Raw genomic sequence first — 26195 nt, forward strand, 5'->3', positions numbered from 1 at the left:
ATTGGATCCAAGATGAAGAAATCCTTAGCCGTATTGACTGCCATTCTGACCCTCAGCGGCTGCGCGGGCAGCCCTTCCAATTACCTGGCACTGAGCCCCGATGCTCCCGCCATTGCCAGCAGCGCCAGTGGGCGCATTGCCTTGAGCACTCAGGATGCCAGAAGCACCAACAACGCCGTGCGTATCACCAAAGGGGATGAGCCTGCCAAACTGCTGGGCACGGGTGAGTCGCCCGTGATTCAGCTGGGCAATCTCTTCCGCCAGTCTTTCAGTAATAAAGGCTTTCAGCTAGACCCGGCCGCCACCAACGTGCTTGAGCTGAAATTGGAACGTTTACAGTCAGATATCAATGAAACCTTGCTGGGTTACGAGGCCGCCAACGAAATTATCATCAGTGCCTATGCCCGTAACGAACAGCAGCTGTTCAGCAAGCGCTACACCGCTAAAGGCACCATGAAGGGACCGCTCAGCCTGGATCTGGCCACCCTGGAGCTGGAAATGAATAAGCTCATCACCCAGCTTGCCGGCGACATAGTCAACGACCCCGAACTGACCCAATTTCTGACGCAATAACAACGAAAAAGGAAACCATCAATGAAATGGATCATCGCAGCCCTGATGCTGGGTATGTCAAACATGACTCTGGCGGCCAAAGTGGACATTCAGCCAGACAACCTCTATCCCCAGGTTGAAATGCACACCACCATGGGCAAAATCGTGGTGGAACTCGACCGCACCCGCGCGCCAATAACCGTGGATAACTTCCTGACTTACGTTGTGAAAGGCGATTACGACAACACCATATTTCACCGCATTATTCCGGAGTTTGTGGTGCAGGGCGGTGGCCTTAACCCCAAACTGGAGGAGCTGCCCGAGTCGGCGCCTATCGTAAACGAGTCTGGCAATGGCCTGTCCAACGCCTTTGGCACCATCGCCATGGCAAGGGAGAATAATCCCCATTCAGCCACCCGCCAGTTCTACTTCAACGTGGCGGACAACACCAAGCTAGACCCTTCCAAGCGCCGCTGGGGCTATGCCGTATTTGGAGAAGTGGTTGAAGGACGCGAAATTTTGGAAGCCATGGCGGTGGTGCCCACAGAGCACAACAGCAAACTCAACTGGCCCGATGTACCTGTAACCCAAATCGTGCTCAAGTCAGCCAAATTGTTGCCAAGAAAATAAACTGTGTTTTGAGTCAGCACTCTAAAGCTGGCTATACTCAGATGGCAAAACAAGGAGGCGATACGATGACACCAACGGATTTCATCGATAGCAAAGCGCCCCAATTGGCTCAGTATGGAAGAGCGTTCTTGAGTGATCAGCTCGATTATCGCGAAATCCAGCTGTATTTATGGGATACCCTCGAGGAGTGGCAACAGTTGTCACCCCAGGGTGAAGCGCAGTCTGACACTGAAAGGGTGTTTTGGCATCTGATGCACTGCTTTGACCGCTGGCCCGTTTGGGTGCTTCGCGGCAATCTTTTTCTGCGAAAGCAGCTACAGGACTGCTGTGATTACCTGAGCATTGGCGGTCAGATCCCGGGCGGCTGCATCGGTGTACGACCAGCATCCTGACTCTGTCCCCAAGACCCGCCAATGGCGGGTCTTTTTTATGCGGTCAGCGGATTAACTTTTGCCAATCCGCTTGACCCGGGCTTGGCAAAGTAAGTTATTCTAGAGCCCCTTTTCGCCAGTCCGACCATAATGTATTTACCTACCGCTGCCTTAATCAGACTCTGGGATCTTCTGGAGGTATACCGCCATCGTCGGGTGCTGGTGATGCTGTTTCTGGGGTTCTCCGCCGGTTTACCCCTGATGCTGGTGTTTTCTACCCTGTCATTCTGGCTGCGTGAAGCCGGTGTCGATCGCACGGCCATCGGCTATTTCAGCTGGATTGCCATTCTGTACGCCTTCAAGTGGCTCTGGTCCCCACTGGTGGACCGCATGCCGCTGCCGGTGTTCTCTAAACTCTTTGGGCGGCGCAGGGGCTGGATGTTGTTCGCCCAATTGATGCTGATTGCCGCGATAGCAGGCATGGCCAGCAGCGACCCCAAGGACAGCCTCACCTACATGGCGGTGTGCGCCCTGATGGTGGCTTTTGCCTCGGCAACGCAGGACATAGTGATAGATGCCTTTCGCATTGAATCTGCCCCCCAGGAGATGCAGGCGGCCTTGGCGGCTGCTTATCAAATTGGCTATCGCTCGGCCATGATTATTGCCACCGCAGGAGCCCTGACCATTGCTGCCTGGGTCGCGCCGGAAGCCGATGGATACCGGCTCGCATCCTGGCAAACCGCCTACATGGTGATGGCGGCCCTGATGCTGATTGGAGTGATAACCACCCTGTACGCCAAAGAGCCCGCCGTCGACCAGGGACGCGCCGACGCCATGGAAGCCGAGATGCGTGAGCGCCTCAGCGAGAAATACTCTCCCCGCACGGCCGCGGCCTTATCCTGGGTTTATAACGCAGTCGCCGCGCCCTTTATCGATTTTTTCAAACGCTACGGCAAGAGTGCCATCCTGATATTGGCGCTGATTTCCTGCTACCGGATTTCAGACATAGTCATGGGGATTATGGCAAATGTGTTTTATGTGGACATGGGCTTTTCCAAAGAGGAAATTGCCTTTTTGAGCAAGGTGTATGGCCTTATCATGACCCTGGTGGGCGCCGCCTTCGGGGGCGTTTTGCTGGCGAAATACGGCACCATGCGTATCCTGTTTCTGGGCTCGCTCCTGGTAGCCACCACCAATCTGCTCTTTGCTTGGCAGGCGGTGGTCGGTTACAACATGGAGCTGCTGACGCTGGCAATATCCATCGATAATTTCAGTGGCGGTATCGCCACAGCGGCCTTTATCGCCTATTTATCGAGCCTGACCAGCAGCGGCTACAGCGCCACCCAATATGCGCTGCTGTCGTCTATCATGTTGCTGTTTCCGAAGTTTATTGCCGGTTTCTCCGGTGCCTGGGTCGATGCCTTTGGCTATGTGAACTTTTTCATCACCGCCAGCCTGATTGGTCTGCCGGTATTGCTGCTGGTGTGGCTGGTAGAAAAGGTGTCCCCCCCTGCCCGCGCAGATGTAAAGGGCAGGCAGGTGTCAGACTGAACCGGGACTTGAATCAATCGCGGAAATTATTGAACTGAAACGGCTGGCCCAACTCGGATGTGCGGGCCAGTTGCATAATGGCCTGCAAGTCGTCGCGCTTCTTGCCGGTGACCCGAATCGAATCCCCCTGAATTTGCGCCTGTACCTTTACCTTGCTGTCCTTGATGAGCTTGATAAGCTTTTTCGCTACGTCCTGCTCAATGCCCTGCTTGAATTTCACATTCTGCGCAAAGGTTTTGCCTGTGTGCACTATCTTGTCGTCCACTTCCATGGCCTTGGCATCCACGTTGCGTTTGGCAAGCTGACCCCGAAGGATATCCACCATCTGACGACACTGGAAATCAGACTCGGAACGCAGGATAACCACCATATCCTTGAAGTCCACGCTGTACTCAACTCCGCGAAAATCGAAACGGCCATCCATCTCCCGGCGGGTGTTTTCCACGGCGTTTTTCAGCTCTACGGCATCCACTTCCGAAACAATATCAAATGACGGCATTTTTTAACCCCTTGAAAAGCAAAACAGGCCTCTGACGGAACGGGCCTCAATCCGAATAGAGCATAGTGTAACGATCCGGCCAGCACAGGTGAAGCCCCAAGTCCATCGGTGAAGACACAGAGTTTTACAGGCCGGTGAGTGACTTTGGCTGTACATTTCCCTATCATGGGCGCCTATGTCTACCAACGAAAGTTCCGCGTGAAGAATCGGCAGTTTCTGTTCAAAGTCATTTTGGTGATAGCCCTGTGTATCACCAGCTATCTGGTCTTTTCCAAACCCAGCTATACCCAGTCTATTCCTCACCTGGACAAGGTGGGGCATTTCGGCACTTTCTTTGGTTTGGCCTGGCTCACCCAACTGGCGTTCAAACCACGCTGGTACATCATGTTGCTGGCTCTGGCCGCGTACGCCGGTTTGATTGAAGTCATCCAGTCGCGCCTGCCCTACCGCTCCGCCTCCTGGGGCGATATCGCCGCCGATCTTGCCGGTGTGGCCGCCTTCTTCCTCACTGCCTGGCTGTACCGCAAGTATCTTCGCGCCTCGAGGCTTGAGGGCGTATGAGCCAAATAGGCATCCTGGGTGCTGGCGCCGTTGGCCAGTTGATAGGGCATCAGTTGGCGGCATCGGGCACCTTGCCCATGCTGATTGACCGGCAGTTGCATGCCATCAGCGAACTGCTCACCCTTATGGACTTAAACGGTAACCCAAGCACGCTGCGCTTCACCAAGCCCGAGTACAATTCCCCCCCACTTGGCAAACTTGACCTCCTTATCGTTACCGTAAAGGCCTATCAGGTAGTTGAAGCCGTGACCCGGGTGCTCCCCGAATTATCACCGCACTGCCACCTGTTATTGCTGCATAATGGCCTCGGCCCCCACGAGCAGGTCGCTGCCATGTTAAATGGCCGGGGCTTGACCCTTGGCACCACCAGCCAGGGAGCGCTGCGCCTAAGCAAATACGACCTAAAACAAACCGGCAGTGGTCTCACGCAATTTGGTCATTGCATGGGGCCCGCCATGGCGCCAGAGCTTAAAGCCTCGCTGCTCAGTGCCATTCCCGGCAGCGAGTGGGTCGAGGCCATACTGCCAGCCCTGTGGCAAAAGCTCGCCGTCAATGCCTGTATCAATCCCCTCACCGCCATTCACGGCGTCTGTAATGGGGAGCTGGCAGATGATGCCTACCAAGCGACTATTGCCGCGGTGCTGAGGGAACTGGTTGAGGTCGCCAGGACTCAGGGCATGGCGTTACAGGAAGAGAGCTTGTCTGCCCGTGTGTATGAGGTCATTCGCCTTACCGCATCCAATCGCTCCTCAATGAGGCAGGATGTGGACCATAGGCGCAAAACCGAGATTGATGCCATCAATGGCTATCTGGTGAGCCTTGGCAATCGCCACGGCGTTGCCACGCCAACCAATAAAGCGCTGGTCGATGCCATTCACGCCCTGGAGCGACGCTTTTAAGCCACGCCTCCAGTTATTGCGGCCACATCATTGAGGCCACATCACCATGATGGCGGCAAGCGCAATCAGCACCAGCGCGGCCATGTCCCTCACCTGCACTTTTTGCTTCAGATACCAGCTTGACACAAGCATCATAAAGAAGATTTCCACCTGCCCCAGGGTTTTCACATAGGGGACGGCGGTAAGCGACATGGCCGAGAACCAGCCAATGGACCCCAGGCAACTGCTGACACTGATAGCCAACGTCAGCCGGTTTCTTACCATCATGGCCTTAAGCTCATCAGGCTTTCTTATCAGCAGCCACAGCAGCAAAATCACCGTTTGGATCAGAATAACCAGCAAGAGCACCCAGGCGGCTCTATGGGGGAAAGGCACATCGAGGCAGAGGCTTGCTTCACGTACCCAGAGGGACGTCAGCGCAAAGGCACTGCCGCTGGCAAGCCCCAGCAGCAAGGTTTTGGGCGACAGGGTACTGAGCCCGCCCTTGCTTGAGAGCATAAACACCGCCACAGTGCCCACAATCACCCCAAGCCAGCCAAAGAGCGACAGGCTGGTACCAAAGAAGGCCACCCCAAGTATGGCCGCTACCAGCGCCTCGCTCTTGGCAAGCCCGGCGCCAATGGCAAAGTTTTTAAGCTGAAACAGCTTCACCATTAAGGCAGTAGCGAGAATTTGCATCAGCGCCGCCCCGAGAATAAACCCCAGCGCATCCGCGCCGAAGGTGGGAATGGCCGCATCCTGCCACAGGTATAACCCGGCCAGATACAGTGCAGCCAACGGACCTGCATAGAGAAAGCGCGCCAGGGTCACCCCAAGCACGCCCACATCGCGGCTGAGCTCACTTTGAAAGGCGTTGCGCCAGGCCTGCATAAAGGCCGCCATCAGGGTGAACAGCACCCACATACAAACTCTCCCTGATCTCAATTCCCCAGAACAAAAAACGCCCGGCAGAGCCGGGCGTTTGAGCATATCACAGCCAATTGGCGCTGTGATTTACTTGCTGGTGTCCAGAGCAGGAAAAGATTTCACCAAATCATCCACGGCTTTCATCTGGGCCAGATAAGCTTCCAGTTGATGCAATGGTAGGGCGCAGGGGCCGTCGCACTTGGCGTTGTCGGGATCCGGATGCGCTTCGATAAAGAGACCGGCCAGACCCAGCGCCATACCGCTGCGGGCAAGCTCGGTTGCCTGGGCGCGGCGACCACCGGCAGAATCTTCACGGCCACCGGGGCGCTGCAGCGCGTGGGTCGCATCGAAAATCACCGGATAACCACTTTGCTTCATCTCATCCATGCCCAGCATGTCCACCACCAGGTTGTTGTAACCAAAGCAGCTGCCACGCTCACACAGGATGATCTCGTCGTTACCGGCCTCGTTGAATTTCTTCACGATGTGGCGCATCTCGTGGGGTGCCAGAAACTGTGGCTTCTTCACGTTGATGATGGCTCCTGTCCTGGCCATGGCAATCACCAAGTCAGTCTGGCGCGCGAGGAAGGCCGGCAGCTGAATGATGTCCACCACTTCGGCAACGGGGGCACACTGATAAGGCTCGTGCACGTCGGTGATGAGTGGCACATTGAAGGTATCTTTGATTTCCTGGAATATCTTCAGGCCTTCTTCCATCCCCGGACCGCGGTAGGAATTGATGGATGAACGGTTGGCCTTGTCGAAAGAGGCCTTGAACACGTATGGGATCCCGAGCTTTTGGGTCACTTCCACATACTGCTCGGCAATCCTCATGGCCAGATCCCGTGACTCAAGCACGTTCATGCCGCCAAAGAGAACAAAGGGCTTGTCATTGGCAATGGTGATATCGCCAAGTTGGATTGTCTTGATACTCATCTAAGCCTCTCAAAGAATAAACCGGCGCAGGCGCCGGTGGAAAAATCAGCCCACTAGCTGCAACAGTTGGCCACAGAGCCAGGCCATATAAGTGCCCAAAGCATAACCGAACACGGCCAAAAGCACACCTACCGGAGCCAAAGACGGGTGGAAGGCCGCGGCCACAACCGGGGCGGATGCGGCGCCGCCCACGTTAGCCTGGCTGCCGACCGCCATATAAAACAGCGGCGCCTTGATAAGCTTGGCCACCAGCAGCATAAAGCCCGCGTGCACCAGCATCCAGGTAATGCCAAGCAGGAAGTAAATCGGCGTCTTGAGGATTTCACTCACGTCCATGTGCAGGCCAATGGTAGCCACCAGCACATACAGGAAGGATGACGCCACCTTGGAGGCACCTGCCGCTTCCAGATGACGCAGCGGGGTAAAGGACAGCGCCAGACCGGCAGTCGTCACCAACACCACCAGCCAGAAGAAGCCGGAAGTCAGGCTGTACTGTTTGGTCCAGGGGAAGTGCTCGGAAAAGAAGGGAGCCAGGAAATCCGCTGCGATATGGGCAAAACCTGTGACACCAAAGCCCACCGCCAGAATAAGCATCAAATCGGTCAGGCTGGGGTTACGCTCATTTTCCGCCTTGTACTTTTCAACCTTCTCTTTAAGCGCCTCGATGGCACTGGTATCGGCGCCGGTTTTGGCATCGATTTCTTTGGCGCGGGAGGCCATAAATAGCAGTACCGCCATCCACACGTTGGCCACAATCACGTCGACGGTGATCATCACCGAAAACACACTGCCGCCCACCTCATAGATTTCTTTCATGGCCGCCTGGTTGGCACCGCCGCCAATCCAGCTGCCGGCTAGCGTAGTCATGCCACGCCATACAGAATCCGGCCCCATATCGTTGGTCAGGGAGGGGTCAATGGCCGACACCAGAAGCAGCGCCACCGGACCACCAATCACAATCCCCAGGGTGCCGCAGAGGAACATCACCACCGCTTTTGGCCCAAGCCCCATAATGGCCTTGAGATCCACCGACAAAATCAGCAATACCAAACAGGCAGGCAGCAGATAACGGGTGGCAACAAAATACAGCTGCGAGCTGTGGCCATCGACTATGCCGAAGGTGTTGAGCAGCGAGGGCAGGAAGTAGCACAGCAGCAACGCCGGGACAAATTTATAGAATTTTTGCCAGCTGGGGTGGCTGTGGGTGTAAAACACAAATCCCAAAATAATGGCCAAAAAACCCAGTACAGTTGCGTCGTTGGTAACCAATGGCGCCGTTGTCATCCTTTCTTCCCCCTGAAAGTGTTTATTATTTTGTAAGGTATGCGGTTGTTAATGCAGGATTTCGTGATGCTCACCCAGCTCGCGCAGCTGCATCTTCACCAGCTCCACGACAGGATCGTGGGGGCTTAAGTCGATAAACTGCCTGAGGTCGGCTTCTGCCGCCCGAATGGCACCCAGCTGCTGGGCAATAAAGGCCCGTTCACGAATGAGCATGGTGTCGTCGGGATGCCAGTCGAGCAGCATATTGCTGCAGGCCAGTGCCACATCAAAGCGCTGCTGCACTATGGCACCCGCCTTAAGCTCACCCAACATACGGCCAATGAGCGCCTTTACTCCGGAAGGCTTCACATAGGCCGGCTTCATTGGCGCCCAGTTACCCAGCTCGCCACGCACCAGCGCATGTACCCGTTTGCGGTCGATAATCTCGCCACTGAGCGGGTCGATTAACAGTTTTTTCTTCCCGTCCCTCATGCAAAGGAGGGTATGGCCGGGCAATAAAATGGGTTCAAGTGGCAAATCCAGTTGCTTGGCGAGCAGCATCAACACTGTGGCCAGCGTGGTACTGTTTCCCTGACGAAACATCAGGGTGTGTGCCAGACTCGCCGCCTCAAGGCTGAAGTAGTCATCCTTGGCTCGAAAGCCCAGATCCCGGTAAAACCAGCTAAGCAATGCCTTGAGTCTGGCATCCCGGTCCACCAAATAATGGCTGAGCACACCACCGGCGATTTCAAGCCAGGCCCACTCGGCTTTTTGCCGGTCCGCGAGCCCCAAATGCGCAAGTACATCCAGCGGCGTCTCCGGCAGGGAAACACCGTCTGCTAAGGAAAATTCACTCATGATGCCAGCATTATGGCCTGTTTAAAGACGGCGATTTTGGCCGCATACACGACCCAGGCGATGGCGCCAAGGAAGGCAAAAAAGCGGAAAAACTTATTGCGGTTGGACTTCATCGCCATGATGGCGAGCAGAATATAGGCAACCACAGCCAGGATTTTCTCGGTCAACCAAGGGTCAACGAAGGGATACTGTTTGATAAGGAAACACATCAGCAGACCCGAGAGCAAAAGACAGGTATCTATGATGTGAGGCGCAATGCGCATGACCTTTTTCTGCAGCAGGGCAGATTCTCTTAATTTGAGCACGAAACGCACCACAAAAAAGATCACACTGATTGCCACCAGCGTAAGGTGCAGATGCTTGAAAACGGGATAGAGGTTGTTGATGGATTCCATAGCCTGGCTGCCTTTTGTAAAAGAGTCCTGAAACTAAATGCCCGAAAAACAAAGGCGCTAGTGTACCCGAATCCTTAAGCCCTTACCAATGCTGCCCTCACCTGGGCAGGCCTTGGCTAATGTTGCTCTCAATAAGGGGGCCCAAAGTGGCCTCAGGCATCCTCACCATGCCACAACCCAAGGGTGCAGCGATCGTTGGAGCCAAAGTCCCGCACGGTGGCGACCTTGTCATACCCGAGAGATATCAGGGTTTCCCTCAGTTTCAGCGCCTGGGCAAAGCCGTGTTCAAGCAGCAGATACCCGCCCACATTCAGGTGTTCCCGGGCATGCTTGGCGATATGGTTCAGGTCTGCGTAGCCTTCGTCGGCGGCGGTGAGCGCGCTCAAAGGCTCAAAACGCACATCCCCCATCGCCAAATGCTCATCGTGCTCATCGATATAAGGCGGATTGGAAACAATCAGGTCAAAATCGTCATCCTTCACCGCGCTGAACCAATCGCTCTGGAGGATTTCCACCTGGGTTAAACCCAGTTGCTCACGATTGGCCTTGGCAAGGGCGACTGCATCATCCACCTTATCCAGCGCCGTAATGCGCCAGTTGGGGCGCTCACTTGCCAGCGCCAGAGCAATGGCGCCTGTGCCCGTGCCCATATCCAGCACCCTGGCGTTATCCGGCAGCGGCAGATTGAGCGCCGTCTCCACCAACATCTCGGTGTCAGGCCGTGGAATAAGGGTGGTTTCATTCACCAAAAATTTCAGTGACCAAAACTCCCGCTCGCCGAGAATGTGCGCCACAGGCACACCTTTGGCGCGGCGGCTCACCAGCTGCTCGAAGTGTTTCCACTGCTCGATGGTCAGCGGCCGTTCGGGCCAGGTGTACAGGAAGGTGCGATTTTTACCCAGGCAATGCTGAAGCAACACCTCGGCATCCAGGTTGGCAGACTCGCTGCTGGAGGCCAGAGTGCTGAAACCCCATTGTAAGGCTTCGCCTATGGTGGATTGGGCTGCCAAGGTTTACCCCTGCTCATCCGCCAGAGCCGCCAACAGATCGGCCTGGTGTTCCTGTACTATGGGTTCGATAAGGGCGTTCAAATCCCCTTCCATCACCTCATTCAGGCGGTACAGAGTCAGGTTGATACGGTGGTCGCTCACCCGTCCCTGAGGGAAGTTGTAAGTGCGGATACGTTCAGAGCGATCGCCGCTGCCCACCAGATTGCGGCGGGTGGTGGCTTCGGCGCTGCGGCGTTTCTCATCTTCGGCCGCCTGCAAACGGGCTACCAGCACAGACATGGCTCGGGCCTTGTTTTTGTGCTGCGAGCGCTCGTCCTGACACTCCACCACAGTGCCCGTGGGCAAGTGAGTGATACGGATGGCCGAGTCGGTTTTGTTCACGTGCTGACCACCGGCGCCCGAGGCGCGGAAGGTGTCGATACGCAGCTCAGATGGATTAATTTCGATAGCTTCTGCTTCGGGCACTTCGTGCAACACCGCCACGGTACAGGCCGAGGTATGTACCCGGCCCTGGGATTCGGTTTCGGGCACCCTTTGCACCCGGTGGCCACCGGACTCGAATTTGAGTTTGCCGTATACGCCATCGCCGCTGAAACGGGCGATCACTTCTTTGTAGCCACCATGTTCGCCTTCGTTGGCGCTCATGATTTCCACCTGCCAGCGCTGGGTTTCCGCATAACGGCTGTACATGCGGAACAAGTCGCCGGCAAAAATGGCGGCTTCGTCACCGCCGGCGCCGGCACGGATTTCAACAAAGGCGTTGGCTTCGTCGTTGGGGTCTTTGGGCAGCAGCAGGATTTGCAGCTCGGCTTCGAGCAGTTCCAGGCTGGCTTTGGCAGATTTGATTTCTTCCTGGGCCATTTCTTTGAGCTCAGGGTCGTCCTCTTCCAGCATTTCTTTGGCGGTTTCCAGGTCGGCTACCGCCTGCTGATAAGCCTTGAAGCCTTTTACCACGTCTTCAAGCTGGGCATATTCTTTGGACAGGGCGCGAAAACGGTCCTGATCGGAAATGATGCTGGCGTCGCTGAGCAGCGCCAATACTTCTTCGTTGCGCTCGAGCAAGCCTTCCAGCTTGCGGATGACGGATTCCTTCATTTAACTCTCAAAAGTCTCAGTGTTTATCCAGGCCGAGCGCGGTCCGAAGTTGCCCCAGAGTATTGAGGTCCCCCTGACGACTGGCAGTCGTCAGGGCCTGAGTCGGCGCATGGATCAATCGATTGGTCAGCTTATTGGCAAGCTCCAGAATAACCTGCTCGCCATCGGCGCCCTGCGCCAGCTTATTGAGGGCCCGTTCTACCAATTCATCTTTGATTGCCATACTGGCAGTGCGATATTCGCGAATACTGTCTACCGACTCCAGTGAGCGGATCCAATCCATAAACAGGAAAGATTGCTCCTGGGCTATCACTTCGGCTTGCTCGGCCGCCTCCTTACGGGAGGCCATATTCTGTTCGATGATGCTCTGCAGATCGTCGACCGTGTACAGGAAGGCATCGTCGAGTTCACCGACTTCTGCCTCAATATCACGGGGAACTGCTATATCAACCAATAACATAGGTTGATGTCGACGCTGCTTGAGTGCCTTTTCTACCATGCCCTTGCCAAGAATGGGCAGCGGGCTGGCGGTAGAGGATATCACGATATCAGCCTTTGGGAGAAAATCCGGTATTTGTGAGAGCGTAATAGCGGTGGCGCCAAACTCTTCGCACATGGCCTGGGCTCGCTCCACGGTGCGGTTGGCCACCACCATGGAAGACACGCCGTTTTCTTTCAGGTGCCTTGCCACCAGCTCTATGGTTTCACCGGCACCAATCAGCAACACCTGGGTGGATGCCAGTGAAGAAAAGATGTGTTTGGCCATGCTGACGGCAGCAAAAGCCACAGACACGGCAGCAGTACCGATTTCGGTTTCGGTTCGGACTTTCTTGGCCACCGAGAAGGTACTTTGGAAGAGGCGATCGAGGGTGACTGCCACAGTGCCGGCTTCTTTAGCCTTGGCAAAAGACTGCTTCACCTGACCAAGAATTTGCGGCTCGCCCAATACCAGCGAGTCCAGCCCCGAGGCTACCCGCATCAAGTGCCGCACCGCTTCCTGCCCTTCATGGTGATACACACAGGGCATCAGCTCGTCATGGCTCAGGTTGTGATAACTCTCCAGCCAATGGATGACTTCCTCGGCACGGGCGTTATTGCAGTATAGTTCGGTGCGGTTACAGGTAGAGACAATCACCGCCTCATTGGATGAGGTGGTACAGGCGAGGCTTCGCATCGCATCATGGATTTTGTCCGGGGAGAAGGCGACCTTTTCGCGAAGATCGACGGTGGCCGTTTTATGGTTTATCCCGATTGCTACAAGGCTCATCTGACTCTTTCTGGATCCTGTGCGGCGCTTGTTTGAATTACGCCATTCTACTGAATTGGGGCCATTAAAAACAGAATAGGCTTAACAAAACCGAATAAAGATCTCTGTTGTTATCCACTTTTTCCATCAATGCGGGGGCGAAAACCGTCCGCAGCCAAAAAGCGGGTAAGGCCATTGGTATAATTTTTAAAGCCCTCGTATCATAAGGACTTATTTAATTCAGTCATAGATGATTAACTTGCGCCGATTCACAAAATTCACTCTTGCCGGTCTCACAAGCCTTCTTCTGCTCAGTGGTTGCAGCCTGACGCCAACGGTGGCGCTGCAGCCTGTCAGCGTCCAAAGTGCCAGCGATGCCAAGGCCTGGGAGCTTAAAGGCAAGCTGCTCATTCGCACCAATGGCGACAAGGTTTCGGCCAACCTCTTCTGGCTGAATACCCCTGACAATGCCGAACTCAGACTCACCAGCATGCTGGGCACCACTGTGCTGCTGCTGACCCAAAACCGGGATGGTGCCACCCTTGAAGTGGATGGCAAGAGTTATTCAGACCCGAGCCCGCAGCGGCTGCTCGATGGCTTGAGTGGCTTTACTCTGCCCATCGATGCCCTGCCCTACTGGATAACCGGCCAGCCCATGGCGGGTGACGAAGTCGAGTACGATGCTCTCAATCGCCCCAAGACCATCATCAGCGCCGATGGCCTGTGGAGCATCAGCATTAGCAGCTGGCAGACTCAAAGCGGTGCATCTGTGCCACGCACGCTGGATCTCAAACACGCCAGCGCGTCTATCAAGCTACAAACCAATGAATGGCAGGCACTGGCCAGTGCCCATGGTTCGAAAGGAGCCCAATAATGCCTGTATCCCTCGCCTGGCCTGCACCGGCAAAACTCAATCTGTTTTTGCACATCAATGGCCGTTTACCCAATGGCTACCATGAGCTGCAAACCCTGTTTCAGTTTATCGACCATGGCGACTGGCTGGATTTTAAAGTGCTGAACACCCCTGAGCTGAAGCTGCACTCCAATCTCGGTCATGTTGTCGCCGACAGCGATAACTTAATTCTGAAAGCCGCAAAATCTTTGCAGAACGTCACAGGTTGCACCCGGGGCGCCGAGATCTGGCTCGACAAACGCCTGCCCATGGGAGGCGGACTTGGCGGGGGTTCATCGGATGCCGCCACCACACTGGTGGCACTCAATGCCCTGTGGCAGCTGAATTTGGATAAAAAAGCCCTGATGGATATCGGCTTAACCCTTGGCGCTGATGTACCTGTTTTTATTAACGGAATCGCGGCTTTTGCCGAAGGTGTTGGTGAAAAGCTGCAACCAGTGGACGTCGCCGAGCCCTGGTATCTGGTGCTGGTACCAGACGCCCATGTTTCTACTGCCGAGGTATTTCAGCACCCTGATTTACCAAGGAATACGCCCAAGCTGGACATGGCCTCACTCAGCCCTGAACAGTGGGCGAATGATTGTGAGGCTCTGGTGTGTGCCAAATACCCCCAAGTTGCCAATGCCTTAAGCTGGCTGGTAGAATATGCGCCGTCCAGAATGACCGGAACCGGTGCATGCGTGTTCGGGGAATTCGGCTCGCAGCAGGCCGCGCTGGAGGCGTTGGCTCAAAAGCCATCTGATATGCAGGGCTTTGTTGCGAAAGGACTGAATCGTTCGCCGTTGGAGTTGAGACTCGCTCAGCTTTAAACTACTTCTGCGCTGCACGCCAGGGAACGCGCGGCAGCAGCTACACTAAAATATCAAGCAAACGCCTGAGGTTCATACAGTGCCCGACATCAAGCTCTTTGCTGGGAATGCTACCCCCAGTCTCGCGAAAAAGATTGCCGACCGTTTATTTTGCAAACTTGGAGAGGCTGAGGTAGGCCGTTTCAGTGACGGTGAAATCAGTGTCCAGATCAACGAAAATGTACGTGGTGCTGATGTTTTCATCATTCAATCCACTTGCGCCCCCACCAATGACAACCTGATGGAACTCATTGTGATGGTCGATGCCCTGCGCCGCGCCTCAGCCGGTCGTATCACCGCCGTCATCCCTTACTTCGGTTATGCCCGTCAGGACCGCCGTGTGCGCTCTGCCCGTGTGCCTATCACCGCCAAAGTGGTTGCCGACTTCCTGTCCAGCGTAGGTGTTGACCGGGTACTGACCTGTGACCTGCACGCCGAGCAGATCCAGGGCTTCTTCGACGTACCAGTAGACAACGTGTTCGGTAGCCCAGTGCTGCTGGAAGACATGGTTGCCAAGAAGCTGGACAATCCAGTGGTTGTGTCTCCGGACATCGGTGGCGTTGTACGTGCTCGCGCCGTGGCCAAGCTGCTGAATGATTCTGATCTCGCCATCATCGACAAGCGTCGCCCGCAGGCCAACGTGGCCCAGGTAATGCACATTATCGGTGACGTTGAAGGCCGTGACTGCATCATCGTTGACGACATGATCGATACCGGTGGCACCCTGTGTAAAGCCGCCGAAGCCCTGAAAGAACATGGTGCCAACCGCGTATTCGCCTACGCCACTCACCCCGTGTTCTCCGGCAAGGCCGCTGAAAACATCAAGAACTCTGTGATTGATGAAGTGATTGTGACCGACACAGTGCCACTGAGCGAAGAGATGATGAAAGTTGGTAAAGTCAGCCAGCTGACCATGTCTGCCCTGCTTGCCGAGGCCATCCGCCGCGTGAGCAACGAAGAGTCTATCTCTGCCATGTTCCAGCACTGATAGCCCGGGTGCCGGTTAACAAGCCGGTACCAGCTGTCTGCCCATGGCAAAAAACGCATCCTCAGGGGTGCGTTTTTTTATGCCTGTACCATTTCTCGCCCTGATCCGTGTTTGCTTTTCCCTTGAACCCTACTTTTCACTTGAACCCTGCTTTTCACTTGAAATAGGACGTGCCTGTGTCTTTTACAGCTCCTGCACCTTCTTAATGAAAAGGCACTTGTCCAGCCTCTGCACGCGCCATGAGAGCATCTCCTTAAGACAGCCATATACAAGGCACCACAGAGACCGAAAACGGCCGACGCACAGCATTGGCATACTGCCGGGTATCTTCAGGGCAGCGGACCAGACTACACGGGAGAATCGACGCAGAATCAAAAATGACAAAACAAAAAGCCCGTCCATTGGACGGGCTTCATGTATGGCTGGGGTGCTAGGATTCGAACCTAGGTATGCCGGGATCAAAACCCGGTGCCTTACCGCTTGGCGACACCCCAATCTGGGTTCAAAAAATCCGGATTCAGCGGACTCTTCGAGAATATGGTAGCTACGGCGGGACTTGAACCTGCGACCCCAGCATTATGAGTGCTGTGCTCTAACCAGCTGAGCTACGTAGCCATGGCTGGGGTGCTAGGATTCGAACCTAGGTATGCCGGGATCAAAACCCGGTGCCTTACCGCTTGGCGACACCCCAATTTTTTTCGGAGGATGGAGAGATGGCTGGGGTGCTAGGATTCGAACCTAGGTATGCCGGGATCAAAACCCGGTGCCTTACCGCTTGGCGACACCCCAACAGCACTTACTTCTCCGACTAAGCGAAAGCTTAGTTCATGGTACGGGAGGAGAGACTTGAACTCTCACACCTTGCGGCACCAGAACCTAAATCTGGCGTGTCTACCAATTTCACCACTCCCGCTCCGGTCTCAATTTTACATCCTGAGAAGATGGTAGCTATGGCGGGACTTGAACCTGCGACCCCAGCATTATGAGTGCTGTGCTCTAACCAGCTGAGCTACATAGCCACTACGATTTCTCGCATCCCTCTTGGCGAGGAACGGGGCGTATTATGCTGATTCACCGAAGACAGGTCAACAGCTTTTTTAGCACATTTCACCCCAAAGATACCGTTCGCCTAATCCTTCATCAAAGCGGGTAACAGATAAGCAAAAAAGCCTGTTTCCCGCCCGACCAATGGCTTAGACGTTGAACAGGAAGTGCATCACATCGCCGTCTTTAACGATGTAGGTTTTACCTTCCACACGCATTTTGCCTGCTTCTTTGGCACCCTGCTCACCCTTGAAGTTAATAAAGTCTTCGTAGGAGATCACCTGGGCACGGATAAAGCCCCGCTCGAAGTCGGTGTGAATTTTGCCGGCAGCCTGAGGTGCGCTGGCGCCCACTGGCACAGTCCAGGCACGTACTTCTTTCACACCGGCGGTGAAGTAAGTTTGCAGGTTCAAAAGCTCATAACCGGCGCGGATAACACGGTCAAGACCCGGCTCAGTCAGGCCGAGGTCCGCCATGAACTCGTCGCGCTCTTCGATATCCATCTCGGCCAGCTCAGATTCGATAGCGGCGCAAACAGGCACGACCACCGCGTTTTCTTTGGCGGCAATGGCACGCACAGCGTCCAGGTGCGGGTTGTTTTCAAAGCCGTCTTCCGACACGTTGGCGATGTACATGGTCGGCTTCAGGGTCAGCAGGTTCAGATAAGCCACGGCTGCCAGCTCTTCCTTGGACAGTTCCAAAGAGCGCAGCATCTTGCCTTCATCCAGCACGGGGCGCAGCTTTTCAAGCACATCCACTTCGAACTTGGCTTCTTTGTCGCCGCCTTTAGCGCGCTTTTGCTGACGCACAATGGCACGCTCAACGCTGTCGAGGTCTGCCAGCGCCAGCTCGGTGTTGATGACTTCAATGTCGCCGGCCGGGTCAACGCGGTTAGCCACGTGCACAATGTTTTCGTTCTCAAAGCAGCGCACCACATGGCCGATAGCTTCGGTTTCACGGATGTTGGCCAAAAACTTGTTGCCCAGGCCCTCGCCCTTGGAGGCACCGGCCACCAGACCGGCGATGTCCACAAACTCCATGGACGTCGGGATAACGCGCTCAGGCTTAACAATGGCAGCCAATTCGTCCAAACGTGGGTCTGGCATTGGCACTACGCCGGTGTTTGGCTCGATGGTACAAAACGGAAAGTTTGCCGCTTCAATACCGGCCTTGGTCAGCGCGTTGAAGAGCGTTGATTTACCAACGTTGGGCAGACCAACGATGCCACATTTAAAACCCATAGCTATAACCCTTTATTTGACTTACTTGCTTAACTGATTATTCGGCCTTGAAGGAATGCAATCTGTGCATTGCCTTGGTCATGTCTTGCTTGAACAGGACTTCAGTGCTGCGCACGGCTTCATCGATAGCCGCATTCATCTTTTCCTGTTCGGTCGCGGGTGCCTTACCCAGCACATACCCGCTGACCTTGTTTTTGTCGCCGGGATGGCCAATGCCTATCCGCAAGCGATAGAAGTTTTTGTTATTGCCCATCTTGGCAATGATGTCTTTCAGACCATTGTGGCCACCGTGCCCACCACCCAACTTGAACCTGGCCACACCGGGCTCCATGTCCAGCTCGTCATGGGCCACCAGAATTTGCTCCGGTTCGATGCGGAAAAAATTCGCCAATGCCGCCACCGACTTGCCACTTAAGTTCATAAAGGTTGAGGGGATGAGCAAACGCACATCCTTACCACAGAGAATTGCCCTTGCCGTTAAACCGAAATACTTGGGATCCGGCGCCAGACTCACATTGGCGATGCGGGCCAGCTCCTCAACATACCAGGCACCCGCATTATGGCGGGTTTGAGCGTATTCCGCCCCTGGATTGGCCAGGCCCACAATCAGTTTAATATCGCACATGGAAAACAGAACTCTTGTCCCGAACCCGTTTCAGACTAGGCCAAAACCCGGGCACTGGTGTTGAAAACGGCGCATTTTAGCACCCAATTGCACGTCCCAACAAATAAAAGGCGCAACAAAGGGAGAGAGGCAATGAAGGAAAGGAACCTGGGCTTGTGAGTGGCATTAACACCAAGGCGCCCCGGGGCGCCTTGATTGATACCTGAGGGTGCTATTTCAGCCCCATGGCATATTTGAGTACCTGACGTTTGACAGGCCCATCCACATTGGCCAGTCGCAGCGCCGCATTACGCAGCAACTTAACGGGCAGTAAGTCGTTACTGAACGAGGCATAGAAGGCATCCATGGTGGACATCATCAGCTGATTGTCGCGCCAGCGCCGGTGCTGATAACGCTCCAAAACCGGTTTCGCGTGCCAGCGTTCGCCCTGTTTAAGTGCGCTGACAATTTCATCCAGCAGCACATCAACGTCTTTAAAGCCCAGGTTAACCCCCTGGCCAGCCAGGGGATTTATGGTATGGGCAGCATCACCGAGGAGCACCAGATTGGCATCGAAATAACGCTGAGCGTGGCGGCGGGTCAGCTTGAAGTAGCCCTTGTCCAATACCCGAAAATCCGGGTCAAGACGGGCTGGGAAATGGGACCGGATTGAGTCTGCCAACTCGCTGTGGCTCAGTTTTGCCAGCCGGGCTATGGTTGCCGCATCGTCATACCATACGAGAGAGGCATTTTTGCCCGGAAGCGGCAGCAGTGAACGGGGACCCTGGGGCGTAAACTGCTGCCAGGTCACATCCTGCTGTTCGCAGGCGGTGGCGATATTGATAAGCATGGCCGACTGGGCATAGTCCCACCCCGTCACCCCGATGTGGGCAAAAGCACGCACCAGGGAATTGGCCCCGTCCGCGCCCACCAGCAATCTTGCTTTGATGCGTTCCCCTGAGTCGAGGGCGACACAAATCGCATCCTCATCCACGAGGCGTTCAAAGCCCGTGACGTTGACGGGTGACTTAATGGTGACTGAATCCAGCGTCGACAGTGCGTCCCAGAGCGCCAGCTGTACCACCCGGTTCTCGACTATGTGTCCCAGGTGGTCAGCGCCGATTTGGCTGGCATGAAAACGGGTGATGCAGGATTCCACTTCCCAGGTTTCAAGCCCAAGGTAAGGCACAGCGCGCCTTGATATTATCCCTTCCCAGGCATGAAGGCGCGTAAGCAGCGCCTCGCTCGCCACACTCAGGGCCGATACTCTGACATCCAGCGGCTGACTCGCTTCAAACGCCTGTGGCACCTGGTTTTCAAGCACAGTTACTGACAATCCGGCGCGGCCAAGGCCTGCGGCCAGGGCTGCCCCTACCATGCCACCACCCACTACCACTACATCCTGTTCAATCATCTCAGTCAAAGAAGCTAAACCTCCGCCGTTTGTAAATTCCTGTGCCCATTAGTGTGCAATTGTTTCTAACTGTGGGTTTGGCCACACCTGGTTACAAAGGCCACGGCAGCCATCAAAAAGTAACACCTACACTCAAGCAGCCACAGTTGAGTTCCCGCCAGTATCGGCATTTTATGAAAGCATCGAGAGGTAGACTATGAAAACGTTACTCATAACCAGCAGCCTGCTGGGCTTCACCTTACTGGGCACCACCGCCCTCGCCACCCCCATGGAAACCATGACGGTAATCTATCGAAGCCCTGTGGATTATGCCCTATATCAACAAAAGGCGGAAATGCTGGGCTATTTTCAGCTGGAAGTGCATGAAGGGATACAGCTCGACGCCAAATCTCAACTCAGACAAATGGCTACACGATTTGCCCAAGCCGATAACCTGCTCGTTCATCGTTCTCAATCTGTTGAAGCCCCCAAACTATCAGTCAGTGCGCCGAGATAATTTTGACCTTAGCGATTAAAAGGGTATTGGCTCGGCACCAGGATACGGATGAAGTCGCCTTGGGCCTTGGCTAAAAAATACTCCGATTATTGCAGGCCAACCCTAGCCACGATGGGTTTCAATGGGTAAAATGTCGCGCTATTTTTTATGTGGTTTCAAGAGCGACGCAAACCGATGAGTAAAAAACTCCATATCAAAACCTGGGGCTGTCAGATGAATGAGTACGACTCATCCAAGATGGCCGATCTGCTGGGCGAATATCAGGGCTACACCTTGACCGAAGAGGCCGAGGAGGCAGACATATTGCTGCTGAACACCTGCTCAATTCGTGAGAAGGCGCAGGAGAAGGTGTTTCATCAGCTGGGTCGCTGGAAAACCCTGAAAGACAAAAAACCCAACCTCATCATTGGTGTGGGCGGTTGCGTGGCGTCTCAGGAAGGCAAGGCCATCAAAGACCGCGCCCAGTGCGTGGACATCATCTTTGGCCCTCAGACCCTGCATCGCCTGCCGGAAATGATTGACCAGGTTCGCGCCGGCGAAAAGGCGGTGATTGACGTGTCCTTCCCGGAAATTGAGAAGTTCGACCGCCTGCCCGAGCCCCGTGCCGAAGGCCCAACCGCCTTTGTGTCCATCATGGAAGGCTGTAGCAAGTACTGCTCTTTCTGCGTGGTGCCTTACACCCGCGGTGAGGAAGTGAGCCGTCCGATGGATGACATCATCCTCGAAATCGCCCAGCTCGCGGAGCAGGGCGTGCGAGAAGTAAACCTGCTCGGTCAGAACGTGAATGCCTACCGCGGCGCCAAGCACGACGGCGAAATCTGTACCTTCGCTGAGCTGCTGCGTTATGTTGCCGCCATCGACGGTATCGACCGTCTGCGCTTTACCACCAGCCACCCCATTGAATTTACTCAGGATATCATCGACGTTTACGAAGATACCCCAGAGCTGGTGAGCTTCCTGCACCTGCCGGTGCAGTCCGGTTCCGACCGTATTCTCACCGCCATGAAGCGCGGCCACATGGCCATCGAGTACAAGTCGATTATCCGCCGCCTGCGCAAGGCCCGTCCTGACATTCAAATCAGCTCCGATTTTATCGTGGGTTTCCCCGGCGAAACCGCCCAGGATTTCCAGGACACCATGAAGCTGATTGAAGACGTAAACTTCGACATGAGTTTCAGCTTTATCTACAGTGCCCGCCCGGGCACGCCGGCGGCCGATCTGCCGGACGATGTGGATATGGAAGAGAAAAAGCAGCGTCTGGCCGATTTGCAGGAGCTTATCAACCAGCAGGCCATGCGCTACAGCCGCCAGATGATGGGCACAGTGCAGCGCATTCTGGTGGAAGGCCCCTCGGTGAAGAACCCAATGGAGCTGCGTGGCCGCACCGAAACCAACCGGGTGGTGAACTTCGAAGGTCTGCACAAACACATAGGTACCTTCGTGGATGTAGAAATTGTGGACGTGTTCCCCAACTCCCTGCGCGGCAAGTTTATCCGCGGCGAAGACGAGATGGACCTGCGCAAGAGTCTGCGCCCGGAGGACATCCTCGCCAAGCATCAGAAGGCAGACGACTTGGGTGTGACCCATTTCAAGCCCTGATGGCACATACTTACAAGGGCGACGCGGGTCGCCCTTGTTGTTTTCAGGCAGTACACAGCTTTGCATCAAAGCAGCGAAACGCAGTATATTTCAGCTATAGGCGTTGGGCATTTGCTCAACAGGATGGATATTGACGCCGGAGTATTGATTGGCCAGTAAACTCACCACCATGAACCTCTATCTGGAGCCCGCAGACAGCCGCCGCCTGGCCTCCCTCTGTGGTCCCTTTGATGACAACATCAAACAGCTCGAGCGCCGTATCGGTGTTGAAATCAGCTACCGCAACAACCATTTTCAGATCGTTGGCCAGCCACGCAACTGCCTGACAGCCAATAACCTGCTCAAATCCCTGTACGTGGAAACCGCACCTGTGAAGGGCAGCACCCCAGACCTGGAACCGGAGCAGGTGCATATTGCCATTCAGGAAGCCATCGCCCTCGAAGCCGAAGACGAGCACGAGGATCTGAAAGAGCACTACATCAAGACCCGCCGCGGGGTGATTAAGCCGCGCAATCCCAATCAGAGCCAGTATGTGGTCAACATAGTGCGCCACGATATCACCTTTGGCATTGGCCCCGCCGGGACCGGCAAAACCTATCTTGCCGTGGCCGCCGCCGTGGATGCGCTGGAGCGCCAGGAAATCCGTCGCATTCTGCTGACCCGCCCTGCCGTGGAAGCCGGTGAGAAACTGGGCTTTTTGCCCGGTGATTTGAGCCAGAAAGTCGACCCTTATCTGCGCCCGCTTTACGATGCCCTGTTTGAAATGCTCGGCTTTGAAAAGGTTGAACGCCTGATTGAGCGCAGCGTGATTGAAATCGCGCCGCTGGCCTACATGCGTGGCCGCACCCTGAACGATGCTTTTATTATTCTGGACGAGAGCCAAAACACCACGGTGGAACAAATGAAAATGTTCCTCACCCGTATCGGCTTTAACTCCAAGGCCGTGATAACCGGCGATATCACCCAGATTGACTTGCCCAAGCATCAAAAGTCCGGTTTGCGCCATGCCATCGAAGTGCTGGGGGATGTGAATGAAATCAGCTTTAACTTTTTCCAGTCCAAAGACGTGGTACGCCACCCCGTAGTGGCCCGCATCGTTGAGGCATATGAAGAGTTCGAAGCCAAACAGCAAGCCGGCAAGGGTCGACACGACAGTCAGTACCGCCTGGCAGACAGCCCACAGGCAGACACTGCCGAAGGAGAGCCCCATGGCGCTTGAACTGGCATTGGATCTGCAATTTGCTGTTAACCCAGGTAATTTGCCTTCGGAAACAGAGTTTGAAACCTGGGTTCGGGTCGCCCTCGGCGACACCCTCGATGAAGCCGAGCTGACCATTCGCATTGTGGATGCCGCTGAGAGTCAGCAGCTTAACCGCGACTACCGCGGCAAGGACAAACCCACCAATGTGCTGTCGTTCCCCTTTGAGGCGCCTCCCGGAATGGAGCTGCCGCTGCTTGGGGATCTTGTCATTTGCGCGTCTGTCGTTGAAAATGAGGCCCTTGAGCAGCAAAAGGCCTTAGAGGCCCACTGGGCTCACATGGTTGTACATGGTTGCCTGCATCTGCTAGGTTATGACCATATTGAAGACGCCGAAGCTGAAGAAATGGAAGCGCTGGAAACCACGCTTCTGACCGGCCTCGGTTACCCCGATCCCTATAAGGAGCAATAATCGGCTTTTTAATGAGCCGTGAAAATCACTATGAGTGACGACATACCCCCGAGTAGCAACGCCCATAAGAAAGGCTGGTTTGAACGCGTTAGTCAGTTATTCCAGGGCGAACCTCAAAATCGTGACGATCTGGTGGGAGTGATCCACGATGCCGAGCAACGCGACCTCATCACCGAAGACACCCGGGAAATGATCCAGGGTGTGCTGGAAGTCTCAGACCTGAGAGTCAGGGACATCATGATCCCCCGCGCCCAGATTGTGGCCATCAAAATCGACAGCACAGTAGAAGAGCTGCTGGCTACCGTCATAAGTTCGGCCCATTCGCGCTTCCCTGTGGTCAACGACGATAAAGACCATATCGAAGGCATACTGCTGGCCAAGGATCTGCTCAAATACGGTTTTAATAACAGTGATGAACCCTTCGCGCTGGAGAAGGTGATCCGCCCTGCCGTGGTGGTTCCGGAAAGCAAGCGCGTGGATGTGCTACTCAAGGAATTTCGCTCCCAACGTTACCATATGGCCATTGTCGTGGATGAGTACGGCGGTGTGTCCGGCTTGGTAACCATCGAGGATATCCTCGAAGAAATCGTGGGTGAAATCGAAGACGAATTTGACCACGACAGTGTGGAAGAGACCGAAATCCGCAAGGTCAACAACACTGTATTTATGGTCAAGGCGCTCACGGCGATTGAAGACTTCAACGAAGAATTCGGTACCGATTTCTCCGACGAAGAATTTGATACCGTAGGCGGTATGGTGGCCCACGCCTTTGGCCATCTGCCTGAGCGTAATGAACAAATCAGTATCGGCGGCATCGAATTTAAAGTGATCAGCGCTGATACCCGGCGTCTTATTCAGCTGAGGGTCAAGTTTCCCGACCCTGAGCAGGCTGAGATCGTCGAGATCTGAGTTCCCCGGAACGGGCCTTCACGGCCCGTTTTTTCCTGTCTATGGATGATTGACTGCAATTGGATCTGAATGCCATCGCCGGCAGCCGCTGGCCCCGACTTGTTCTGGCTTTTCTTGCCGGCGCCTCAACCTCTCTCGCCTTCGCACCCTATTCGCTGTGGTCCGTTTACCCCATTGCGATAGCCCTGTCACTCTGGCTGTCGCAGGGGCTTTCACCCAAGGCCGCATTTGGCCATTGGCTCAGCTTTGGATTTGGCAGCTTTGCCTTTGGGATCAGCTGGGTACACGTTAGCATTGACCGATTCGGTGGGCTGCCACTGGTCGTTTCTCTGTCCTTGATGGCGCTGCTGGCGCTGTATCTTGCACTCTATCCTGCGCTCGCGGGGATGCTTTACGCCCGATTAAAGACTGCCCATGCCCTGCCCAATCTGTTACTGCTGTTCCCGGCGTTATGGATATTGACCGAGTGGGCGCGGGGATGGATGTTGACCGGCTTCCCCTGGCTTTGGGCAGGTTACAGCCAAACCGATGGTCCCTTGCTGCCTCTGGCCGCCTTCATTGGTGTGCAGGGCATAGGCGCGCTCGTTCTGGTGTGTGCCGGCGCCTTGGCGCTGCTCAGTCAAAAACGCGGGTTACCGCTGGCATTTTTGTTGCCAGTGCTGGCCCTTCTGGTATTCATGGCCAACCGATTTCCTCAGGTAGAGCGCAGTGGCGAAACCCTCAAGGTGCTGCTGGTACAGGGCAATATCCCCCAGAGCATGAAATGGGAACCTGAGCAGCTTTGGCCCACCATGCTCAAATACATGGATTTGAGTCGTCCGCACGCAGATGCCGATATCATATTGTGGCCGGAAGCCGCCATACCCGCCCCCGAGTCCATGGTGGCGGATTTTCTGGATAACGCCAACCGGGTAGCCAACCTCAACAACAATGCCATTATCACCGGTATCATCAGCCATCAGGATAATCATTGGTATAACTCGCTGATCGTGCTGGGTAATCATCACGAAAAAGTGCAGCAGGAGCCTGATTATGAGGCCAATGGCACCAACCGGTTCCGCAAACATCATCTGTTGCCCATCGGCGAATTCGTGCCATTCGAGTCCCTGTTGAGGCCCTTAGCCCCCTTCTTTAACCTGCCCATGTCTTCATTCAGCCGCGGAGACTACCTGCAGCCGAACCTGTTGGCAGCCGGTTTTCAGCTGGCGCCGGCCATTTGTTATGAAATAGCCTTTCCAGAGCAGTTGCGACAGAACGTGACTGAGCACACCGATCTGCTGCTGACAGTGTCAAACGATGCATGGTTCGGGGAGTCCAACGGCCCTCTGCAGCACATGGAAATTGCCCGCATGCGCTCGGCTGAGCTCGGTCGTCCCTTGCTTCGCGCCACCAATAATGGCGTCACGGCCGTGGTGGATGAATTTGGCCAAATCTCTGAGGCAGTGCCTCAGTTTGAAACCCAGGTGCTTAAAGCCGACGTTGCCCTGACCAAGGGCACCACGCTGTTTGCCCGCACGGGTCACTTGCCACTCTATCTGCTCTGTGTCCTCATCGTGTTGGCAGCTTGGGGTTACAGACGCAAACAAGCGCACCGATAAGTCGAAAGTTCGTCCACCGCCTTCCCCTAAAATCCATCAGCTTAGTGAAGACAACCACTTTTTTTGCTTGCCTGAAGCCACATTGAGACTAGGCTTATC

Annotated in this window: 27 protein-coding genes and 6 tRNA genes; 15 read left to right on the top strand and 18 right to left on the bottom strand. The window is 55.0% G+C overall.

Translation table 11 applies throughout. The annotated features are described in order from the left end of the window. Window positions 1-12 precede the first annotated feature (12 nt). The 4 genes from JQC75_RS13245 (at window position 13) to JQC75_RS13260 (ending at window position 3104) form a co-directional block, all read left to right on the top strand. Window positions 13-573 (top strand): YajG family lipoprotein, encoded by a 561-nt coding sequence (locus JQC75_RS13245; protein ID WP_203324542.1) that lies wholly within the window; start codon window positions 13-15, stop codon window positions 571-573. A 21-nt stretch (window positions 574-594) separates the two neighbouring features. Then, on the top strand, window positions 595-1182 hold the full coding sequence (locus JQC75_RS13250) for a peptidylprolyl isomerase (protein WP_203324543.1): 588 nt from the start codon (window positions 595-597) through the stop codon (window positions 1180-1182). Between the two features lie 65 nt (window positions 1183-1247). Continuing rightward, on the top strand, window positions 1248-1574 hold the full coding sequence (locus JQC75_RS13255) for a hypothetical protein (RefSeq protein ID WP_011760664.1): 327 nt from the start codon (window positions 1248-1250) through the stop codon (window positions 1572-1574). A gap of 129 nt (window positions 1575-1703) precedes the next feature. Then, window positions 1704-3104 carry an AmpG family muropeptide MFS transporter gene (locus tag JQC75_RS13260; protein WP_203324544.1) on the top strand — a complete coding sequence of 467 codons (1401 nt, stop codon included), beginning with the start codon at window positions 1704-1706 and terminating at the stop codon, window positions 3102-3104. A 13-nt stretch (window positions 3105-3117) separates the two neighbouring features. Here the strand turns inward: JQC75_RS13260 and JQC75_RS13265 are convergent, their stop codons facing one another. Further along, complete coding sequence (locus tag JQC75_RS13265) at window positions 3118-3603, bottom strand: YajQ family cyclic di-GMP-binding protein (protein WP_011760666.1); 486 nt, start codon at window positions 3601-3603, stop codon at window positions 3118-3120. A gap of 198 nt (window positions 3604-3801) precedes the next feature. Between JQC75_RS13265 and JQC75_RS13270 the strand changes: the two genes are divergently transcribed. Next, complete coding sequence (locus tag JQC75_RS13270; RefSeq protein ID WP_380796523.1) at window positions 3802-4164, top strand: VanZ family protein; 363 nt, start codon at window positions 3802-3804, stop codon at window positions 4162-4164. Further along, window positions 4161-5063 carry a ketopantoate reductase family protein gene (locus JQC75_RS13275; protein WP_203324545.1) on the top strand — a complete coding sequence of 301 codons (903 nt, stop codon included), beginning with the start codon at window positions 4161-4163 and terminating at the stop codon, window positions 5061-5063. The genes JQC75_RS13270 and JQC75_RS13275 overlap by 4 nt, the downstream gene beginning before the upstream one ends. Before the next feature lie 27 nt (window positions 5064-5090). Here the strand turns inward: JQC75_RS13275 and JQC75_RS13280 are convergent, their stop codons facing one another. From JQC75_RS13280 to hemA, 8 genes are all read right to left on the bottom strand, one after another. After that, window positions 5091-5966 (bottom strand): DMT family transporter, encoded by an 876-nt coding sequence (locus tag JQC75_RS13280; protein WP_203324546.1) that lies wholly within the window; start codon window positions 5964-5966, stop codon window positions 5091-5093. A 90-nt stretch (window positions 5967-6056) separates the two neighbouring features. Then, a complete protein-coding gene (gene kdsA, locus JQC75_RS13285; protein WP_203324547.1) occupies window positions 6057-6905 on the bottom strand; it encodes a 3-deoxy-8-phosphooctulonate synthase in 849 nt (282 codons plus the stop codon). Window positions 6906-6950: 45 nt separating this feature from the next. Next, complete coding sequence (locus JQC75_RS13290) at window positions 6951-8189, bottom strand: DUF819 family protein (protein WP_011760671.1); 1239 nt, start codon at window positions 8187-8189, stop codon at window positions 6951-6953. A gap of 48 nt (window positions 8190-8237) precedes the next feature. Next, window positions 8238-9026 (bottom strand): transglutaminase family protein, encoded by a 789-nt coding sequence (locus JQC75_RS13295; RefSeq protein WP_203324548.1) that lies wholly within the window; start codon window positions 9024-9026, stop codon window positions 8238-8240. Next, entirely contained in the window at window positions 9023-9421 is a 399-nt protein-coding gene (locus JQC75_RS13300; RefSeq protein WP_203324549.1) for a SirB2 family protein, read from the bottom strand. Before JQC75_RS13300 ends, JQC75_RS13295 begins: the two co-directional genes overlap by 4 nt. A gap of 152 nt (window positions 9422-9573) precedes the next feature. Beyond that, a complete protein-coding gene (gene prmC, locus JQC75_RS13305) occupies window positions 9574-10431 on the bottom strand; it encodes a peptide chain release factor N(5)-glutamine methyltransferase (RefSeq protein ID WP_203324550.1) in 858 nt (285 codons plus the stop codon). A 3-nt stretch (window positions 10432-10434) separates the two neighbouring features. Then, window positions 10435-11526: a peptide chain release factor 1 gene (prfA, locus tag JQC75_RS13310; RefSeq protein WP_203324551.1), complete on the bottom strand. Its 1092-nt coding sequence runs from the start codon at window positions 11524-11526 to the stop codon at window positions 10435-10437. 16 nt (window positions 11527-11542) lie between these two features. Then, the gene (hemA, locus tag JQC75_RS13315; RefSeq protein ID WP_203324552.1) at window positions 11543-12793 is read right to left on the bottom strand and encodes a glutamyl-tRNA reductase; all 1251 of its coding nucleotides are present in this window, start codon (window positions 12791-12793) and stop codon (window positions 11543-11545) included. A 229-nt stretch (window positions 12794-13022) separates the two neighbouring features. Here hemA and lolB point away from each other — a divergent pair, with 229 nt between their 5' ends. The 3 genes from lolB to JQC75_RS13330 all read left to right on the top strand — a co-directional run bounded on the left by lolB (window position 13023) and on the right by JQC75_RS13330 (window position 15521). Then, complete coding sequence (lolB, locus tag JQC75_RS13320; protein WP_203324553.1) at window positions 13023-13646, top strand: lipoprotein insertase outer membrane protein LolB; 624 nt, start codon at window positions 13023-13025, stop codon at window positions 13644-13646. Next, window positions 13646-14494: a 4-(cytidine 5'-diphospho)-2-C-methyl-D-erythritol kinase gene (gene ispE / locus JQC75_RS13325; protein ID WP_203324554.1), complete on the top strand. Its 849-nt coding sequence runs from the start codon at window positions 13646-13648 to the stop codon at window positions 14492-14494. Before lolB ends, ispE begins: the two co-directional genes overlap by 1 nt. A gap of 79 nt (window positions 14495-14573) precedes the next feature. Beyond that, window positions 14574-15521 (top strand): ribose-phosphate pyrophosphokinase, encoded by a 948-nt coding sequence (locus tag JQC75_RS13330; protein ID WP_011760679.1) that lies wholly within the window; start codon window positions 14574-14576, stop codon window positions 15519-15521. 419 nt (window positions 15522-15940) lie between these two features. Here the strand turns inward: JQC75_RS13330 and JQC75_RS13335 are convergent. The 9 genes from JQC75_RS13335 to JQC75_RS13375 form a co-directional block, all read right to left on the bottom strand. Beyond that, window positions 15941-16015: transfer RNA gene (locus JQC75_RS13335), tRNA-Gln, on the bottom strand. A 44-nt stretch (window positions 16016-16059) separates the two neighbouring features. After that, a tRNA-Met gene (locus tag JQC75_RS13340) sits at window positions 16060-16136 on the bottom strand. A gap of 1 nt (window position 16137) precedes the next feature. Then, window positions 16138-16212, bottom strand: a tRNA-Gln gene (locus tag JQC75_RS13345). A gap of 23 nt (window positions 16213-16235) precedes the next feature. Next, a tRNA-Gln gene (locus JQC75_RS13350) sits at window positions 16236-16310 on the bottom strand. 39 nt (window positions 16311-16349) lie between these two features. Further along, a tRNA-Leu gene (locus JQC75_RS13355) sits at window positions 16350-16434 on the bottom strand. A 29-nt stretch (window positions 16435-16463) separates the two neighbouring features. Continuing rightward, window positions 16464-16540, bottom strand: a tRNA-Met gene (locus JQC75_RS13360). Between the two features lie 174 nt (window positions 16541-16714). Next, window positions 16715-17806 carry a redox-regulated ATPase YchF gene (gene ychF, locus JQC75_RS13365; RefSeq protein ID WP_203324555.1) on the bottom strand — a complete coding sequence of 364 codons (1092 nt, stop codon included), beginning with the start codon at window positions 17804-17806 and terminating at the stop codon, window positions 16715-16717. Between the two features lie 37 nt (window positions 17807-17843). Further along, on the bottom strand, window positions 17844-18431 hold the full coding sequence (gene pth / locus JQC75_RS13370; protein ID WP_203324556.1) for an aminoacyl-tRNA hydrolase: 588 nt from the start codon (window positions 18429-18431) through the stop codon (window positions 17844-17846). A gap of 211 nt (window positions 18432-18642) precedes the next feature. Further along, window positions 18643-19824: an FAD-dependent oxidoreductase gene (locus JQC75_RS13375; RefSeq protein WP_203327227.1), complete on the bottom strand. Its 1182-nt coding sequence runs from the start codon at window positions 19822-19824 to the stop codon at window positions 18643-18645. Window positions 19825-20020: 196 nt separating this feature from the next. Between JQC75_RS13375 and JQC75_RS13380 the strand changes: the two genes are divergently transcribed. From JQC75_RS13380 to lnt, 6 genes are all read left to right on the top strand, one after another. Then, on the top strand, window positions 20021-20320 hold the full coding sequence (locus tag JQC75_RS13380) for a hypothetical protein (protein ID WP_203324557.1): 300 nt from the start codon (window positions 20021-20023) through the stop codon (window positions 20318-20320). A gap of 174 nt (window positions 20321-20494) precedes the next feature. Further along, complete coding sequence (miaB, locus tag JQC75_RS13385) at window positions 20495-21919, top strand: tRNA (N6-isopentenyl adenosine(37)-C2)-methylthiotransferase MiaB (RefSeq protein ID WP_203324558.1); 1425 nt, start codon at window positions 20495-20497, stop codon at window positions 21917-21919. 148 nt (window positions 21920-22067) lie between these two features. After that, window positions 22068-23138, top strand: coding sequence for a PhoH family protein (locus JQC75_RS13390; RefSeq protein WP_203324559.1), 1071 nt, complete (start codon window positions 22068-22070; stop codon window positions 23136-23138). After that, on the top strand, window positions 23128-23589 hold the full coding sequence (ybeY, locus tag JQC75_RS13395) for an rRNA maturation RNase YbeY (protein ID WP_203324560.1): 462 nt from the start codon (window positions 23128-23130) through the stop codon (window positions 23587-23589). Before JQC75_RS13390 ends, ybeY begins: the two co-directional genes overlap by 11 nt. 30 nt (window positions 23590-23619) lie before the next feature. Then, window positions 23620-24498 carry a CNNM family magnesium/cobalt transport protein CorC gene (corC, locus tag JQC75_RS13400; RefSeq protein WP_203324561.1) on the top strand — a complete coding sequence of 293 codons (879 nt, stop codon included), beginning with the start codon at window positions 23620-23622 and terminating at the stop codon, window positions 24496-24498. 59 nt (window positions 24499-24557) lie between these two features. Beyond that, entirely contained in the window at window positions 24558-26096 is a 1539-nt protein-coding gene (gene lnt, locus JQC75_RS13405) for an apolipoprotein N-acyltransferase (RefSeq protein ID WP_203324562.1), read from the top strand. Window positions 26097-26195: the final 99 nt, after the last annotated feature.

It is taken from the genome of Shewanella litorisediminis, assembly GCF_016834455.1.
GTDB classification, from domain to species: domain Bacteria; phylum Pseudomonadota; class Gammaproteobacteria; order Enterobacterales; family Shewanellaceae; genus Shewanella; species Shewanella litorisediminis.